The 18,380-nt window shown below is 27.4% G+C and carries 19 protein-coding genes; 2 read left to right on the forward strand and 17 right to left on the reverse strand.

Annotation, left to right across the window (positions count from 1 at the left end; all coding sequences use genetic code 11):
* Positions 1–33: 33 nt before the first annotated feature.
* The 15 genes from INR60_RS06370 to INR60_RS06440 form a co-directional block, all read right to left on the reverse strand.
* Entirely contained in the window at positions 34–1,335 is a 1,302-nt protein-coding gene (locus INR60_RS06370; protein WP_194190640.1) for an ABC transporter substrate-binding protein, read from the reverse strand.
* A complete protein-coding gene (locus INR60_RS06375; protein ID WP_194190641.1) occupies positions 1,328–3,901 on the reverse strand; it encodes a putative bifunctional diguanylate cyclase/phosphodiesterase in 2,574 nt (857 codons plus the stop codon). Before INR60_RS06375 ends, INR60_RS06370 begins: the two co-directional genes overlap by 8 nt.
* Before the next feature lie 291 nt (positions 3,902–4,192).
* Positions 4,193–4,726, reverse strand: coding sequence for a hypothetical protein (locus INR60_RS06380; protein WP_194190642.1), 534 nt, complete (start codon positions 4,724–4,726; stop codon positions 4,193–4,195).
* 170 nt (positions 4,727–4,896) lie between these two features.
* Complete coding sequence (gene trpA, locus INR60_RS06385; protein ID WP_194190643.1) at positions 4,897–5,652, reverse strand: tryptophan synthase subunit alpha; 756 nt, start codon at positions 5,650–5,652, stop codon at positions 4,897–4,899.
* A complete protein-coding gene (gene trpB, locus INR60_RS06390) occupies positions 5,645–6,838 on the reverse strand; it encodes a tryptophan synthase subunit beta (RefSeq protein WP_194190644.1) in 1,194 nt (397 codons plus the stop codon). Before trpB ends, trpA begins: the two co-directional genes overlap by 8 nt.
* Positions 6,831–7,448, reverse strand: coding sequence for a phosphoribosylanthranilate isomerase (locus INR60_RS06395; protein WP_194190645.1), 618 nt, complete (start codon positions 7,446–7,448; stop codon positions 6,831–6,833). The genes trpB and INR60_RS06395 overlap by 8 nt, the downstream gene beginning before the upstream one ends.
* A complete protein-coding gene (gene trpC, locus INR60_RS06400) occupies positions 7,445–8,152 on the reverse strand; it encodes an indole-3-glycerol phosphate synthase TrpC (protein WP_194190646.1) in 708 nt (235 codons plus the stop codon). Before trpC ends, INR60_RS06395 begins: the two co-directional genes overlap by 4 nt.
* Before the next feature lie 36 nt (positions 8,153–8,188).
* Positions 8,189–9,205, reverse strand: coding sequence for an anthranilate phosphoribosyltransferase (gene trpD, locus INR60_RS06405; RefSeq protein WP_194190647.1), 1,017 nt, complete (start codon positions 9,203–9,205; stop codon positions 8,189–8,191).
* Between the two features lie 14 nt (positions 9,206–9,219).
* Positions 9,220–9,795: an anthranilate synthase component II gene (locus tag INR60_RS06410; protein WP_194190648.1), complete on the reverse strand. Its 576-nt coding sequence runs from the start codon at positions 9,793–9,795 to the stop codon at positions 9,220–9,222.
* Positions 9,792–11,180, reverse strand: coding sequence for an anthranilate synthase component I family protein (locus INR60_RS06415; RefSeq protein WP_194190649.1), 1,389 nt, complete (start codon positions 11,178–11,180; stop codon positions 9,792–9,794). The genes INR60_RS06410 and INR60_RS06415 overlap by 4 nt, the downstream gene beginning before the upstream one ends.
* Before the next feature lie 517 nt (positions 11,181–11,697).
* Positions 11,698–12,873, reverse strand: coding sequence for an MFS transporter (locus INR60_RS06420; protein ID WP_194190650.1), 1,176 nt, complete (start codon positions 12,871–12,873; stop codon positions 11,698–11,700).
* 258 nt (positions 12,874–13,131) lie between these two features.
* Positions 13,132–13,689, reverse strand: coding sequence for a GNAT family N-acetyltransferase (locus INR60_RS06425; RefSeq protein WP_194190651.1), 558 nt, complete (start codon positions 13,687–13,689; stop codon positions 13,132–13,134).
* Positions 13,690–13,723: 34 nt separating this feature from the next.
* The gene (locus INR60_RS06430) at positions 13,724–14,644 is read right to left on the reverse strand and encodes an aldo/keto reductase (protein ID WP_194190652.1); all 921 of its coding nucleotides are present in this window, start codon (positions 14,642–14,644) and stop codon (positions 13,724–13,726) included.
* A 103-nt stretch (positions 14,645–14,747) separates the two neighbouring features.
* Entirely contained in the window at positions 14,748–15,389 is a 642-nt protein-coding gene (locus INR60_RS06435) for a DedA family protein (RefSeq protein ID WP_194190653.1), read from the reverse strand.
* 4 nt (positions 15,390–15,393) lie between these two features.
* Positions 15,394–15,966 carry an undecaprenyl-diphosphatase gene (locus tag INR60_RS06440; RefSeq protein WP_194190654.1) on the reverse strand — a complete coding sequence of 191 codons (573 nt, stop codon included), beginning with the start codon at positions 15,964–15,966 and terminating at the stop codon, positions 15,394–15,396.
* 334 nt (positions 15,967–16,300) lie between these two features.
* Between INR60_RS06440 and INR60_RS06445 the strand changes: the two genes are divergently transcribed.
* Positions 16,301–16,630, forward strand: coding sequence for a bacteriocin immunity family protein (locus INR60_RS06445; RefSeq protein ID WP_194190655.1), 330 nt, complete (start codon positions 16,301–16,303; stop codon positions 16,628–16,630).
* A gap of 100 nt (positions 16,631–16,730) precedes the next feature.
* Here INR60_RS06445 and INR60_RS06450 read toward each other — a convergent pair whose 3' ends face one another.
* Positions 16,731–17,123: a glycine zipper domain-containing protein gene (locus tag INR60_RS06450; protein WP_194190656.1), complete on the reverse strand. Its 393-nt coding sequence runs from the start codon at positions 17,121–17,123 to the stop codon at positions 16,731–16,733.
* A 234-nt stretch (positions 17,124–17,357) separates the two neighbouring features.
* On the opposite strand from INR60_RS06450, the gene INR60_RS06455 reads away from it, so the two are divergent.
* The gene (locus INR60_RS06455) at positions 17,358–17,687 is read left to right on the forward strand and encodes a hypothetical protein (protein ID WP_194190657.1); all 330 of its coding nucleotides are present in this window, start codon (positions 17,358–17,360) and stop codon (positions 17,685–17,687) included.
* 38 nt (positions 17,688–17,725) lie between these two features.
* On the opposite strand, the gene INR60_RS06460 is transcribed toward INR60_RS06455, so the two are convergent.
* On the reverse strand, positions 17,726–18,322 hold the full coding sequence (locus INR60_RS06460) for a GNAT family N-acetyltransferase (RefSeq protein ID WP_194190658.1): 597 nt from the start codon (positions 18,320–18,322) through the stop codon (positions 17,726–17,728).
* Between the last annotated feature and the right edge of the window lie 58 nt (positions 18,323–18,380).

Below are 18,380 nucleotides of genomic sequence, written 5' to 3' on the forward strand. Positions count from 1 at the left end.
ATACCAAAACAAAATTTTAGTATAGCTTTTACATTACTCTTTCATAGATTCTAAAATTATTTCTTTTTCCTCTTTAAAAGTTGCTTCTTCTTCTTTTTTAATTTTATCTATAATTTTCTCAGCATCTAAACCTTCTTCAAGCCCTTTATTTAAAGCCGTATCCCAAAGCAAGAACGCTTTACTATCAAAAGGAGTAATTGGGTATTCCTCTGTATTATTCATAAGATTTTCGTAAAGGCCCTTTTCGTCTTGATTTCCAAGGAATTTATTATTTATTTTTACAGACTCCTTCTTCTCTCTTAAAGGCATATACCCTGGAACACTGGAAACCGCATTTGTATCTACATACTCAAAAGCATAATACTCTATAAATTTTGCTGCTAAATCTTTATTTTCACTTGCACTATTCATAGAAATAATAGTTGAATTATTCCACCCATATCTACCAAAAGGAAGCGATGTTGCTCTCCATTTGCCTTCTTGTTCTGGAACTAACCCCTGTATTTCATTTGCCCCCCAAGAACCTAAATATAGCATTGCAAGTTTTCCTTCTTTTAAATATTTCTTACCTAAATCAGACCAAATGTCAGTATATGCAAATAGCTTGTCTTTTTGAACCTCTTGTGCTATTTCAATTCCTTCTTTAAATTGTTTTGTGTTTCTTTGATAAACTAAATTTTCATCATAATACGGCATATTAGCTGTATAAAGTTTTGTAGATTCTGCTATCCACTGAAGAATATATATCCCTTCTTTTTTAAGCTTTCGAGCCATCTTAAGCCAATTATCAGGTTTCTTCATAAACTCACTTAACGCTTTTGGTTCACTCGGAAACCCATACTTTTCTAGAATATCTGCCCTATAGTAAGTAACCATAGGGGCTGATGCAAAAGGAATTCCTAAAAGTTCTTTTTTATCTAAGGACTTACCTAAATTCCAAAGCTCTCTATCAAAATTTTCTTCGTAATTTTTAATACCATACTCATCTTTTGAAATATCTTCTAAACTCTTAGCTGTATTAAATTCGCCATAATCATTACTATCTATTATTAAAAGGTCTGGCCCTTTATCAGATGTTAAACCTTTTTTATACTCTGAAATATAATCATCATGAGGAATAACTTTTACATTAATTTTAACCTTTGGATATTTTTCATTAAAGCCTTTTATAGCATCTTGGAATCCGTCATAGTGTGACCAAAGCTCTAAAGTAACTTCTTCATTACTTTTATTATCTTCACTTACCTTCTTGTCACTTAATACCTCTTCTTTCCCACAACCAACTAAACCTAAAGAAATAATCCCTATTCCTAAAAACTTCAAAATTTTATTCATATTTTGCCCTCTCTTTCAAATACTTTATAAACTCCTCCTCTGGTAGAGGTTTACTATAAAAGTAGCCTTGGACTTCATCACATCCTGAATCTATAACGTATTTCTTCTCATCGTCATTTTCAACACCTTCAGCCACTATATTAAGTCCAAGTTCCTTAGCTGTATTTACTATAAGTTTTACTATATTCTTCTTTCTTACATCCTTATTAACTTCTTTAATAAATTCTCTATCTACTTTGAGTTCTTCAATTGGAAGCCTAATTAATTGAGTTAAAGAAGAATATCCCTTTCCAAAGTCATCCATAGAAATCTTAACTCCTATAGACTTTAGCTTTTCCATATTTTCTATTGCTTTTTTTGTATCTTCTATTAAAACACTTTCTGTTACTTCAAGCTTTAAATATTTAGGATCTATATTATATTTTTTTAGATTCCTTTTAACAGAATCAATTAAATAATCTTTAGTAAAATGCTTTCCTGAAATATTTATAGATACTGGAACAAATAAAATATTTTTATCTTGAAGATTTTTATTTATTTTAAGTCCCTCTTTAATAACCCACTCATCTAAGGAGATTATTAGATTACTCTCTTCAGCAACGCTTATAAATTCATCTGGATAAACTACACCAAGTTCCTCATCTGTCCACCTAAGTAAACATTCAAACCCAGCAATACTTTTGCCATCTTTATAAATCTTAGGCTGCATAAAAAGCTTTAATTTATTATTTTTAATAGCTTCTGTTAAGTTGTTTTCAATTAATACTCTTCTATCTATCTTTTCTTTCATTGTGATATTAAAAAATTCTAATTTTCCATATCCCTTTGCCTTAGATTCATACATAGCAATATCAGCAAATTTTATAATATCATCTATATTTTTGCTATCTTTAGGGTAAATACTAACTCCCATACTACAGTTTATATTTAATAAAATTTCATTAACCTTAACATCTCTTTTAAATCCTTCTATTATCTTTAAAGATTTGTTAGAAATTATTTCTTCATCCCCTGATTTAACTAATACAACAAATTCATCTCCTCCGATTCTATACACTTTAGTTATGCTATCTTTTATTTCTTTTAACCTTTTAGATACCTCAACTAGAAGTTCATCACCGGCATTATGTCCTAATGTATCATTTATACTTTTAAATTTATCTATATCTAAAAGCATAATAGAAAACTCTTCATTTCCCTTAACATATTCTGTTACTTTATTTCTAAAAGATAATCTATTTCTAAGATTAGTTAAATTATCATAATAAGCTAATTTATATAACTTATGTTGAGACTTATTTAATTTTTTGAATATTTTCCTCATCTCTTCAGACATAGTTTCCATATTAGAAATAAATGAATTAACTTCATATATTCCGCTCTTAGGCCAGTTAACTACTTCATTATTTTTAAGCTTATATGGTAAATTTCTAGTATTTTCAGAAATAGCCGTTGCCGATTTGAATAAGGTTTTATTTAAAACTATCAAATAAAGCCCTATAAAGAATATAAATAAAATCAAGAATTTTATTTGACTAATTTGCTCTTGAACTATCCTATCTCTATAAGTATTCATAGGTGTACTTATATAAATATCTAAATTCCCGTTTTCAATTTTATCTTTATATAAAATATAGTTATCGTTTAAGTTGTATCCTATTTTATTTTTATTTCCATCATCAATAGTTATCTTATAAGAATGTTCACTTACTTTATTTACAATTGCTTTCCCGTTAACCTTTTTACCTGTTCCTAAAATAAGATGTCCTTTTTCATCAGATATATATATTGTGATATTTCTTTCTTCAACTACTCTATTTATATCTTTTTTTATTTTTGTAACTTCAACTATATTCCCCATTTTCAAATTTAAAATTTCATCAGCAGTCCAAAAATCCATCGATTTTTCTATTAAGCTGTGAATTCCTTTAGCACTTTCTTCATTTGTCTTGTAGATATAATCGTAACTATTATAAATATCTATATAAATGTTTATAATAAATGGTACTAATATCATAGCTGCTGTTATATGTATAAACATATCTTTTAAGCTTATATTCAATTTTCCTTTAAATATATTTCCAAATACAAAATATCTCAAAACTATCTCTGCTAAAAACGTGTTTAACAATGAATTTATAAAAATTAAAAGGGCATCAAAAAACTCATAGTACTGAAAGTCTTTAATTAAATTATTGCACAAAAATATTACTGGAATTATTATAAAAAGCCAGCAAACTAAATCTATTAAAATTATGCTTATTTTTTTTCTTTTATATATTTCGTAGATAAATATTAACTCACCAAAATAAATAAGCCCTAAAGAATTATCATTTAGAAAAAATGAATGAAATAGTATAAGTATCCCACTTGTCAAATATCCTATCTTTCTCCCATAAATAAATATGATTATCAAATAAATCATATTAGAGAAATTAAATAGGTTACTAGCTGTACTGTCGTTTAGCCAGTTTGTCCTAAGAATTATTGAGAAAAAGACTAAAACTAAGTACACTAAGAAGGCTCTTCTTTTGCTCTTAAATAAATAATTATCTCTTTTACCCAATACCCATCCTCCCTATTTGTTAATAAATTTTAAATTTTTTATTAATTATACTATAATTCTTTCACAAAATAAACGATTTTTGTAAAATCTTTCTTATTTTTGATTGTTTTACTTTATTTTATTTAGTTCTTTATCATTTTATTAAAAAGTTGGTTAATTATATTTTTATTTGATATCAAATCCTTGTATTTATATGGTTATTTTTAGTTCTAGCGATAAGTCGTTGTCACATTTTGTAATATGCATTTAAACAACAAAAAGGAACGTCAAGTTTCTTGACGTTCCTTTTATTTATTCCATACCTTCTTTAATATATTCTTCTATTTCTTTTAAGTTATCTTTACTTAAATTTACTCTGTAGTTTTTACTTAGAAATTCACCCTTATATCCTCCAACTTTCAAATCAATAGTAACTCTATTAGTTATCCATCTATCTTTAACTTTAAAATCATCTATTTTTTCAAAAGGAATCCACTCGCCGTTTGGATAAATCATCCCATCTTTAAATATCTTTAATCTAAATCCTTTAAAATAATATATCTTTAATAATATAATCAAGCTAAGTAGCGCTATTACATTTAAAATTATCTTTTCATATTCATTAATACCTTTTGCATAATATTTTCCGTGCAAGCTTAAAATCAATGTAACTACAACTAAGATATAAGCAACAACTTCCCAAAGCTTTCCGTAATCTAGTGCTGTATACTTAGGTTCATCTTCATATTTTAAATCTCTACTTTCTTGCCTATCTATAAAATGGTCTATAAAGCTAAAGAGTTCGCATATAAAAAATAAACATACTCCAAAAAATCCAAACTCCATTTTTTTAGTGATTAAAGCATAAATTAAAATGCACACCCCAAGCACGCTACCACTGTCAAAAAAAATCTCAAATTTCCTACGCATTTTCCCTCACACCTATCTTTTTCAAACTATAAATATTATATAATAAAAATAGCTTTTATCCTATTGTATTTTTGTAACATTTATTTTTAATTTAATACTTTTTTTATTTCATTTATAAACTCCTTATAATCACCCTTATCTCTTATTATTTTAAGTATCTTACTTCCAATAATTACGCCATCTACATTATCTTTTATATTTAATACATCGTAAATATTTGAAATTCCAAATCCTAAAAATATTTTTTTATTTGTGAATTTTCTAATTTGGTATATATAGTTCTCAATTTCAAAAGATATATTAAAATGTCCTCCTGTAGTGCCATTAACTGATACTGCATAGATGAATCCAGATTCTATATCTACTATATTTTTAATTCTTTCTTTTGAAGTTCTAGTTACAAGTGGTATATAACATATATCTTCCTTTTCTAGTTTTTCTTTTATAATTAAACTTTCTTCTAAAGGAAGGTCTGGTACTATAAGTCCATCTACTCCACTTTCTTTTAATTTTTCTACAAATAAATCAATTCCGTAGCAATAAATAAGATTATAGTAACTCATAATAACTATTGGAATATTAAACTCCTTTAGGCTCTTTATCATATTAAATATATCATCTATTTTTATATTATTTTGCAAAACATAATCATAAGCTTCTTTAATAACTTCCCCGTCAGCTAAAGCTTCTTTGTAAGGAAGTCCAACTTCAATAATATCGCTTCCGCTTTTATAAAGGTTTAATATTATTTCTTTTGATTTTTCTATATTAGGATATCCCCCTACTGTAAATGTAGTTAAATACTTTTTATCTTCCTTTAAAACCTCTTTTAGCTTATTCAATTTTTCCTCCTAAAAAATAATTATTTATAGAGTCCATATCCTTATCCCCTCTTCCTGAAAGGTTAATTACAACTATATCAGAAGGCTTTAGCTTTCCTTTAAGGCTAACTGCATAAGCTACAGCGTGGGCTGATTCTATAGCTGGAATAATCCCTTCTCTCTTACTTAAATAAACTATTGATTTCATAGCTTCATCATCGTTAATAGGATAGTATTTTACTCTTCCTATACTATTTAAGAAGGCATGTTCAGGTCCAACTCCAGGATAATCAAGCCCAGCTGAAATAGAATAAGCTTCTTCTATATTTCCAAAATCATCTCTTAATACATACGTAAACATCCCATGTATAATTCCTTTTTTATTTTTTGTGATTGTAGCTGCGGTAAACTTTGTATCTACTCCAAAGCCTCCGCCTTCTACTCCTATAAGTTCTACTTTATCATCTTTTAAAAACTCGAAGAAAGCTCCTATGGCATTACTTCCTCCCCCAACTGGCGCTATTATATAGTTTGGAAGTCTTCCTTCTTTTAAAAGGATCTCTTCTTTTATTTCTTTTCCTATTATTTTTTGAAATTCACGAACTATAGTAGGGTATGGGTGTGGACCTACAGCTGAACCTATAAGGTAATAAGAATCTGAAACGTTACTCACCCAATACTTTATAGCTTCACTTACAGCATCACTTAAGCTTTTACTTCCAGACGTTACTGTAACTATCTTTGCCCCTAAAAGCTCCATTTTCTTTACGTTTAAATCTTGCCTTTTTATATCTAATTCTCCCATAAATATTATGCATTCCATCCCAAACTTTGCACAAACTGTAGCTGTAGCTAAGCCGTGTTGACCTGCCCCTGTCTCTGCTATTACTTTCTTTTTACCCATCCTTTTAGCTAAAAGAATTTGACCTATTGCATTATTTATTTTGTGTGCCCCGGTATGGTTTAAATCTTCTCTTTTTAAATAAACCTTAAACCCTAAATCTTTGCTTATATTCTCTGCAAAATATAAAGAAGTTGGTCTTCCTACATAGTCTTTTAAATAGTAATTATATTCTTTTAAAAATTCCTCGTCTTTTATATATTTATTAAATCCTTCTTCTAATTCTGTTAAAGAAGACATAACAGTCTCTGGAACGTATTGCCCTCCAAACTCACTAAACTTACCTTTTAAATTTTTATTATCCATTCTTTCTTACCCTCCTAATAAATTCTTTTATTAAATCTAAATCTTTCTCTCCCTTTTCCTCTACTCCAGACGAAACATCAACTCCGTATAAATCTATATTTTTTAATATCATTTCTATATTTTCTAAATTAAGTCCACCAGCTAAAAATACTTTTTCCTTTAAAAACTTCTTATCTAAAAATTCTTTTATTTTATTTAAATCTAAAGCTTGTCCGCTACCTGGCACTTTGTTATCAACTATAAAAAAATCAATATCTTTATAATTTTTATAATCTTTTAGATTCTCTAAATTTACCCCTTTAAAAATCTTAAAATTTTTATTATAAATCTTTCCAAAGTCTTTTACTTTATTTATATAATTAATATTTTCACCTCCGTGAAGCTGAACTGAGTTAAAGTTAAATCTTTTAATCCCCTCTAAAACAAAGTCTATTTTTTCATCTTTAAAAACTGCAACTGAACTTTTTTCTTTTATATATATTTTTTCAAACTTATCATAAGTGATTTTTCTTTTACTTTTAGAAAAAACATACCCTAGATAATCTATATCTAAATCTTTAAGTTCTTCTTTTCTTTTAATATTTTTAATTCCACAGATCTTTATTTTCATTTATAAATCTCCTTTATAAATTTCCTCATAAAAAACTCTCCAACAAGAACTCCGTCTACCCCTAAAGATTTAATATATTCTATATCTTCAAAGCTATTTATCCCACTTTCTGAAATAGTTAAAATCCCTTTTGGGATATATTTAATTAATTCTTTTGTATTTTCTAAATCTACTTTGAAATTTTTTAGATTTCTATTATTTATACCTATAATCTCAGGGTTTATTTTTAAAGCTAAATCTAACTCTTCTCTAGAGTGAACTTCAACTAAAATATCTAATCCTAGTTCTTTCCCTAATTCATAAAATTCTTTTAATTTATCTTTTAAAAGGGCTACTATTAATAAAATGCAATCTGCCCCTAAAAATTTACTTTCGTATATTTGATATTTATCTACAATAAAATCTTTCCTTAATATAGGTTTATCACTTATTCCTTTTATAAGACTTATATATTCATCTTTTCCTTTGAAAAATTCCTCTTCAGTTAAAATTGAATAAGCATCTATATTTTCTCTTTTATAAAACTCAATTATTTTTTCTAAATTAAAGTCTTTAACTATATCTCCTTTAGAAGGAGATGCTTTTTTAAATTCCCCTATAATAGTTAAATCTTCTTTTAATAAGGCCTTTTTAAATAACTCCTTATTTTCTTTTAAAGAATTGATTTTTTTAAGTTTTACAAAACTTATCTCTTCTAAATACATAACCCCTCCTAAACTTTTAAATAAAAGTTTTAAATTTTAAATACTATTAGATTTTTCTTTAAGGCTTAGATATTTTAAATAAGCCACGCCGCTATCTAAAAGCTTTTCTGCAAGTTTAATTCCTTTTAAAATACTTTCTGATGATTTTCCAACATAAAGTGCTGCACCTGCATTTAATAAAACTATATCTCTCTTAGGTCCCTTTTTCCCTTTTAAAATATCTAAGATAATTTCTGCGTTTTCTTTAGGAGTTCCTCCAGATACCTCTTCTATTTTGCATCTTTTAAAGCCGAAGTCTTCAGGTTTAATTAAATATTTTGTAATTTTGTTATCTTTAATTTCACAAATATCAGTGTGAGAAGATAAACTTATTTCATCTAACCCGTCGCCTCCGTGTACTATAAGCCCATTTAAAAGTCCTACTTCTTTAGAGACTTTAGCTACAACTTCTAACAAATCTCCATCATAAATCCCTAGAAGCTGACCTTTAACTTCTGCTGGGTTTATAAGAGGTCCGATTAAATTAAATATAGTTCTAACTCCTAGTTCTTTTCTTTCTTTTGATACGTTTTTCATACCTTCGTGATAATCTTTTGCAAAAAGAAAACTCATTCCATAATCTTTAATCATCCTCTTACTTTTATCTAAAGGTAAATCGCTATTTATTCCTAGTTCTTCTAATACATCCTTACTTCCGCATTTACTTGTTATAGACCGATTGCCGTGCTTTGCAACCTTTACCCCTCCGCTACAAGCTATGATTGCAGTTATAGTTGAGATATTAAAAGTGTTTAAAGAATCTCCTCCTGTTCCGCAAGTATCTATTACATACTCCTCATTTAAATCTATCTTTTTCATATCTTCTCTAAGTGCTTCTACTATTCCAAGTATCTCAAAAAAAGTTTCTCCCTTACTTTTAAGACCTATTAAAAGTCCTCCTATTTGAGCTGATGATATATTTCCTTTTATTATTTCTCTAGTTATTTCTTTCATCCTAAATCTTTCTATATCTTTTCTTTCTGAAATTCTCTTTAAATCCTCTTTAATATCCATAAGCTCTCCTCTCCTTATACCTTGCAAATATCAAAAATAAAGTTTTCTATAATTTCTTTTCCTTTATCTGTATAGATAGATTCTGGGTGAAACTGCACTCCGAAAGTTTTAAATTCCTTTACCTTTAAAGCCATAATCAAATCATCTCCAATATTTCTTCCTATGACTTCTATATTCTGAGGCAAGGTATTTTCATCTACTACTAAAGAGTGGTACCTCATAACATCTATCTTTCTTTTAATATTTTTAAATAGCTCCTTTTCATTAAGTCTTATAGTTGACCTTTTCCCGTGGTATACTTTGCTGCATTTTATTATTTCCCCTCCAAAGGCTTTTGCTATAGCTTGATGCCCTAGGCAAACTCCTAAAATAGGAATAGTTTTATAAAAGTTTTTTATAAGGTCTATTATTATCCCTGCATTTTCTGGTCTTCCAGGACCTGGTGATATTATTATTCCAGAAGGGTTTATATCTTCTATTTCTTTTAAAGTGATCTCGTCATTTTTAAAGATTTTCACATCTGTTAATTCTCCTACCATACTATAAAGGTTATAAGAAAATGAATCGTAATTATCTATTAGTATTATCATAATAAAGCCTCCTTTAAAGCTTTAATCTTATTTTTTATTTCCTCGTATTCAGTCTCTGGAACTGAATCATAAACTATGCCAGCTCCCCCTTGAATAAAGCATTCATCGCCCCTAATTACGATAGTTCTAATAGCTATGCTCATATCCATATTTCCACCATAAGAAAAATACCCAACGCTCCCTGAATATATTCCACGACTAAAGTCTTCGATTTCATCTATTATTTCCATAGCTCGTATCTTTGGCGCTCCTGAAACTGTTCCAGCTGGAAAACAGGCTATTAAAGCATCTAAACTATCTTTATTATCTAAAATCTCACCTCTTACAACAGATGATATGTGCATAACACATGAAAACTTCTTTATTTCCATAAAAGATGTAACTTCAGTTTTTTTAAATTTAGAAACTTTATTTATATCATTTCTTCCTAAATCCACTAGCATCACGTGTTCTGCCTTTTCTTTTTCATCTTTTAATAAATCTTCTTCTAACTTTTTATCTTCTATTAAAGTTTTCCCTCTAGGTCTAGTCCCAGCTATTGGGTTAGTTTTTACTATATTATCTTTTAACGATACTAAGCTTTCAGGGGACGAGCCTATTATATTTATTTTTTCAAACTCTAAAAGAAACATATAATAAGAAGGATTATCCTCTCTTAATTTTCTATAGATTTCAAAAGGTTCTTTATTCTTTTTACACTTTTCTTTTAAAGATAATACTACTTGAAATATTTCCCCTTCCTCTATAAGGGTTTTAGCTTTTTTTACTTTTTCTATAAATTCCTCTTTGCTGTTTAAAGAGTCAAATATAACTTCCTTTTTCTCTTCACTACTTTCTATATCTAAATCCTTAAAATTTATTATTTCTCTAAGCTTTTCTTTATGCTTATCTTTTATTTCTTCATAACTTCTAGTTTCTTTAGAATTGATATTTGATATAAAACTTACCTTATGATTAAAAGAGTCATAGCAGATATACTCTTTATAAAGAGCTCGTCCTACATCTTCAAAATCATTAGTTTTAATATCTTTAAGTTTTTTTGAAATATTTCTAACGGCTTCGTAGCTTATAAAAGATATAAGCCCTCCCTTAAAAGGGAATTCATTACTTTCTTTATAAAAATCTTCTTCTAAAAACTTTTTAATATATTTAAAGCCTTTATTTCCTTGAGAGAAATATACTTCTTCTGGATCTTCTCCTAAAAAAGAATATCTTCCACTTCTTTCAAAATCAGCACCACTTTCTAATAGAAATTTATATTTTCCTTTAAAACTTTTATAAATATTTATAGGAGTTAAATAATCTCCTCTAAATGTGCTAATTAAAGAAAATGTTTTGTTTTTATCTTTTAATTCATAAAATAACTCTTTTGAAATATTAATCATTTAAATCCCTCCAAAAATAAAATAAACCACTTCGCCCAAAATGAGACGAAGTGGTTATGCCACTCATTTTTATATCATAAAAGTAATTTAGCTTATAAAAAAAACACCTCATCCAAAATAGGACGAAATGTAAATATTCGCTATACCACCTATGCTTAAGTAAAAGATACGGAAATGTTTTCGATATCCTGTCCTTTTAACGGTAGACTCTCCGTATAGCCATACTTTAAAATAATTTCAAGCTATCCTCTAAAAGACCCATTCAATAACAGCTACAGCACCTAACTCTCACCAAACGTTAGACTCTCTTTAACTAACCTCTATTATCTACTCCCTCTTTATACCAAGTTTCCTTTTTCATTTTTTACTATTATATTAAAATAAATTTTATCTGTTAAAAGAAAAGGAGCTAATTATTTTAAATTAGCTCTTCCTCTCTTTAATTTACTATTATTTTCTAAAATTTTCTATTTAATTCATTCTTAAAACAAATATTTAAATCTGTTTTATTTAATACCTACCTTCTTATATTCTTTAAATAAAAGATTATGCTTCCTAAAATACTTATTATTATCCCAATGATTAAAAAGGCAAATCTTAAGCTTATATACTCTCCTATAAATCCAGCTAAAGGGAAAAGTAAAACCATCCCTATAGAAAAAATCATACTATCTATAGATATTATAGTTGCACGCATTTTTGATGGAATAAGTTCATTTATCATGTTTGAACTTATAGGATAAAGCATAGCTGTAAAAAATCCTAAAGAGCAAAATGATAAAATTCCGAATTTATAATCAGCTAAAGAAAAGAGTATTATAGATACTGAAATACCAAGAGGTATAAATAAATATCCTTTTTCTTTTAACGCTTTATTTATCTTGCTACTAAAAAATGAGCCAAGCCCTGAAAAGATTCCGTTTGCTAAAAATATTAAAGATATTTGGATTTTACTTAATCCAGAGTCACTAAAATATTGTTGCCCGTAAAAAAACACAGTAGCTGAAAAGACGCTAACTAAAGGGAAAAATATTAATAGTTTTCTAAGTCTTTTATTTTCTTTTAAAATAAAATAACTCCCTTTAAAATGCTCCCTTAAAGTTTCTTTTAAGGAGCCTCTAACCTCTTTTTCATTATTTAAAACTTCAAAAAACCTTAAAGAAAAAATTAACGATATTAAATTTATAAATATAGCGGCTGCATAGCTTAAGGTAAAACTTATATTAGCTAAAGCTCCACCTATAAAAACAGCAATCCCTCCTGCTATCTCTATTATTAAGTTATATCTTCCTAAAATCTTTTCATATTCTTTTTCTTTTCCTAAAATCTTTAAGCTATCGTAAACTAAGGCATCTTCAGAGCCAGAATTTAAATTATAACTTAAAGCATCAATACTAAAACCAATTGCAAGATAAATAAAGTCATTTGAAAACATAACTATTAAACATGCAATTAAACTTAAAATTCTCCCTATAACTATAGTCTTTTTTCTCCCTAATAGGTCTGCTATAGCCCCTGTCGGTATTTCAAAAATTAATCCTGTAATATGAAATACACTCTCTAAAAGCCCTATTTGGACTAAATTCATCCCTTTATAACTTAAGTATAAAACCCAAATAGCTGAGGTTATACTAAAGTTTGAAAAAAATCTATAAAAATAATCTAATTTAATATTTTCTTTTATTCTATTCATTTCATTACACTCCTAACATTTACTTTTGAACGTAAAAATAGACCGAGATTTAATAAATCGGTCTATCTAAGTTACTGCGTAATGAAATTTTTAGAAGTAAATCTTACAAAAACTTTCTAAAAAACTGCGCAGTAACCCAATTTCTTGAAAAGTCATATACAAGAGTACATGAACTGCTAGATAAAATTTGAGTTCTGTCATTTTTAGATTCGTTTATCATAAGTCTTACCTCCTTAATTTATTCTTATATCCCATATTTTACATGTTTTTATATTCTTCTGCAAGTATTCCATAATAACTAGTATCACAAACCCCTGAATTATTCCAGTCAGCTTGTCTTAACGTACCTTCATATTTCATACCGCACTTTTCCATAACCTTCCCTGAAAAAATATTTTTAGGGTCATGCCTTGACTCTACTTTGTTTACCTTAACTTCTTCAAAGAAGAATCTTATAATCTCTTTTAAAGCTTCAGATGTTATTCCTTTATTCCAATAATCTTTACTTATGCAATATCCTATATGAACTAAGCCTATTTTTTCATTCATTCCAACAGAACTTATAGTTCCTATAACTTCATCAGAATCTTTTAGCGCTATTCCCCATTGGTAAAATCTTAAATTATTATATCTACCAATCCAAGCTTCTAAAAGCTCTTTTGTATCGTAAAGATATTTGTGTGGTGCCCAAGTTAGGTATTTTGTAACTTCTTTATCTGAAACCCAATTATTAAACATATTTTCTGCATCACTATGCTTTAATTTTCTTAAAATTAGTCTATCTGTTTCTAAAGTAACTGTTCCTTTTTGATTCATAAACTCTCCCCCTTTATTATACTATGTCAAAATCTTATGGAAGTTCGTTTCCTGCAGCTAAATAAATTTCATACCATTCTTTTCTAGTAAGTACAACATTTGAAGCCTTTGATATATCTTTTAATCTATCGCTGTTTGTAGTTCCTACTATAGTTTGAATTTTTGCAGGATGTCTAAGTATCCAAGCTGTAGCTATAACAGTATTAGATACGCTATATTTTTTTGCAATTTCATCTATTTTTTCGTTTAATTTTTTAAATTTATCATTATTTAAAAATACACCTTCGAAGAATCCATATTGGTATGGAGACCAAGCTTGAATAGTTATATCATTTAATCTACAATAATCTAAAACATAACCATCTCTGTCTAAAGAAGCTTCGTTTTCCATATTCATATTTACTCCAGAATCTAGCATCCCCGTATGCATTATTCCAAACTGAAGTTGATTTACAATAAGTTTTTCCTCTAAATATTTATTTAATAATTCTATTTGATATGGAGTGTGATTACTTACCCCAAATCTTTTTACCTTACCACTCTTTTTTAATATACTAAATGCTTCTGCTACTTCTTCTGGTTCTACTAAAATATCAGGACGGTGAAGAAGAAAAGTATCTAAATAGTCAGTTTTTAATCTTTTTAAACTTTTATCAACTGAGCTTAAAATATGATCTTTTGAAAAATCATACATCTCTCCTGGAATAATTCCGCATTTACTTTGTATAATCATCTTTTCTCTAATATTTGAATCCATATTAATAGCTTCTGAAAAAAGCTCTTCTGATCTTCCTCCTGCATATATATCTGCATGATCAAAAAAGTTTATCCCATTTTCTAGAGCTGTTTTTATTAAAACCTCTGCCTTATCTTTAGATAATTCAGCAATCCTCATACAACCTAACCCTATTTCTGATGCATTTATAGAACTTTTGCCTAAATCTATATTTTTCATTTTGTGTCATCCCTTTCTCTTCTTTTGAAATATTGAAAATATTTACTTATGTTTAATTATACCAAAAAAAGAGTTAGTATAATACTAACTCTTTTAGAAATTATTAAGCATTTTGTGCTACTTTTGATTTTAATAATGATATTAAAACTGGTAACACAGAAACTATTATTATTAAGATTGTGACTAATGAGAAATTATTTTGTATAAATGGTATGTTTCCAAAGAAATAACCTATAGCTGATATTAAACCTACCCAAAGGAATCCTCCTAATGCATTGAATTTAATAAATTCTTTGTAGTGCATCTCTCCAACCCCTGCAATAAACGGTGCAAAAGTTCTAACTATCGGAACAAACCTTGCGATAACTATAGTCTTTCCACCATACTTATCAAAATAACTATTTGTCTTTTCTACATACTCTTTTTTAATAATTTTAGAATCACTTTCTAAAATCTTCGTTCCTATAAATTTACCTATACTGTAATTTACCGTATCTCCTAAGATAGCAGCTACAATTAAAAGTAAAACAATAACCCATATATTTAATAATCCCTTTGCTGCAAAAAGTGCAGTTGCAAAAATAACTGAATCCCCTGGTAAAAACGGAGTTACAACTAAAGCAGTTTCAAAGAATATAACTAAAAAGATTATTAAATATACTAGCGTTCCGTAATCTGTAATTAAAGCTCCTAAATACTTATCTAGGTGAAAAAGTATATCTATAAATTTATTAATTAAGTCCATATTATCACTTCCTTATTATTGATATAACCTTACTTTCTAAAAATATGTATAGCTTTGACACTCTATTTTTTAAATATTTATTATAGAAAAATCCACTTATAAAAACAATTATATATGCTGTAATTACATCAAAAGGATAATGATGTCCTACATAAACTCTTGAAATCCCAACAAGTATCGTCATAAGCATAAAAATTGCTCCTAAAATTTTATCAAACATACCAAACCCTACAGATACACTCATAGTAAATGATGAATGATCGCTTGGAAAGCCTGAGTCAGCGGCATGAGGATATAAAAGATTTACCTTATGACTTACAAAAGGTCTAGGTTCATATATAAAAATTCCAATCGCCATATTTATAGCTAAATTAATAATAGAAAAAATAACAGTATTTACTGCCATCTCCCTTAAGGATTCTTTCTTTTTAATAGCACCTACTATATAAACCCCTACAACAAATAGTGCAAAAATATAAGGTATCCCTTTAGAGCAAAACATCATAAATTTGTCTAAAGTTTCATTTCTCAAAGCTAAATCATTTATGCTTCTAAACCAATCTAGGTTTAAGTTCATAATAACTTCCTCCTTAGTTACTTTATTTATTTTACTTTTCTAATGTTAAATCTGTATTAAGCTTAATAAGATTTAAGAAAAGATTAACTTTTGCTAATAATAATTATATCCAGCTATCATTGATTATATAAGAGAAGCTTATGTGTTAAATAACAAATTTATTAACATTTATAATAATTAACTCTTTATATCATCAAAAATTAAAAATATGCTTATCTAATTTATAAAATATTTACACATAAGAAAAATTAGAAATGTTAAAATATAGATATATTTAACAAAAAAAGATAGTTTTATGAGGATTTACAATTTGAGAATTAGAGGTGTTTAAGTTTTGGGCAGAAAAGAGAAAATAAAATTAAAAGAAGAGGCTTTTTTAAATAGAATTTATGATTTAATTTTAGATAAAGAAACTACTGAAGATGAAAGAATTGAACTACTTAAGTTTAAAAACGAAGTTGAAAAAGGAAAAGATTTTGAATTAGAAACTATGAAACTAGCTAAATCTTTAAGATTACTAGCACTTAGTAAATTTAATAAAAATAAAGAAAATCTTAGTAAAGGTGTCGGTAAACTTTATATGGATATTTCTTCAACTGGATTTTTAAAAGCAGAATTAGCTTATGGAATAATTACCCTTTCAGGAGTTTTAGGTAATCATTAAAAGGATTTAGAAGATGATATTTATAATATAAAGTTAGAAAGTGGACAAGATTATTCCTTGTCCACTTTTATTTACTCTCTATTTACTCTCTATTTACTCTCTATTTACTCTCTAAACAAACTAAAGAGCCATTTATTTCTTGTCCTACCCTATCACCTTCAACTAATTTTTCTTCCTTAATTTTTTTCTCAGTGATTCTGTATTTCTTTTCTATTCCATTCTTATCACTTACATATACTATTACATCTGTGGATTTATAAATAGCTTCGATTTTTCTTATTATCATTATGTTTTTAGAAAGTCTTTTATCTTTTGCACGGCCTATCCCCATTCCTATAAACATCCCAATTGGAATCCCAAAACACAACCCAAGACTAATATTGTCAGGAGAAAAAAAGCTACTAAATATTATGCCAGCAGAAACCCCAAAACACATCCCAAGACTCATATAGAGCGTCATATATTTTCCTATTTTATTTTCTTTATTATTCATTATTGCCTCCTAAAAATATTTTATAATCAATAACTCTTGTTATTCTTCATACAAGGTTTTACCTTTTTCCTAATACACCTATTACATTACTAATATTAATAAACCACAAAATTGATTACATCTAAATTATAACAAATTCACAGTCTATAAATATACAATTATAAACTTTTATGGATTAAGATGCTAATTGATTGTATAATTAATTAAAGGTTAAAAAGTATGGAGGAATTAAATTTGGAATATTTCGGTTTTCTTGCATTTATATTTATAATTATTTACTCTTCATATCCAGCAAAAATTAAAAATTTAGAAGCAAAGGTAAAGAAATTAGAAAGGAATATAAAAGGTGATAAAAGTATGTCTAAAATTTTATCTCAGCTTAAAGATAAAAAATGTATATTAACAAGTGATGAAGGTTTAACACTTGTATCTAAAAGAGATATTGAATGTGTTATTTTAGATGTTGATGATGAGTGGATTAAGTTTACTTATACTGATAAAAAAGGTAACACTTTAACTCAAATACTTAAAATTGAATCAATTGATAGAGTAACTTGCTTATAAAAAAGGAGTGAACAATCTATATTGTTCACTCCTTTTACTTATACTCCCATAGGCGAATTATACTCCATAACGTAAGAAGACCCCTGTCTACTTAAAGTCATAAATATATTTTTTTCATGTTTTATAGCTTTATACCCTACTTTTTCATAAAGAGCTTTAGCATTTGGATTTTTAGATAGAACTTCTAATACATACTTTTCATATCTTTTATCTTTATGTATATAATTTAAAAGAGTTTGTCCTATCCCCTTTCGCCTTGCACCTTTACATACTCCTAAAAAGTCTATGTAACATTCATTTTCACTTTTAACTATAACTTTAGTCATTATTTTATCTATCTGCCAGCAAAAAACACTTCCTCTAGCCTTTCCAAAAGTTTCTTTAAATAACTTTTTATTAATTTTAATAGCTCTACCGCCTACTGAAGATGCAGATATAAACCCTAAAGCCTTACCGTCTTCTAAATAAACATAAACCATATCTTTAATAAATGATTCTATAAAGCACTTAGATAATTTATCTAAATCTTTAGTAAATCCGCTAAACATATGACCAAAGCACTCTTCAAATATCTTATTTACCTCTTCTAAATTAGAATTATCTAATTCACTTAATTTAACTATTTTATTCCCCATAAAACCCCCTAATAATTTCATAATTCTAATTATACAACATTTTTGGAATATAATTACA

It is taken from the genome of Clostridium chrysemydis (genome assembly GCF_015234215.1).
Taxonomy (GTDB): Bacteria; Bacillota; Clostridia; order Clostridiales; family Clostridiaceae; genus Clostridium; species Clostridium chrysemydis.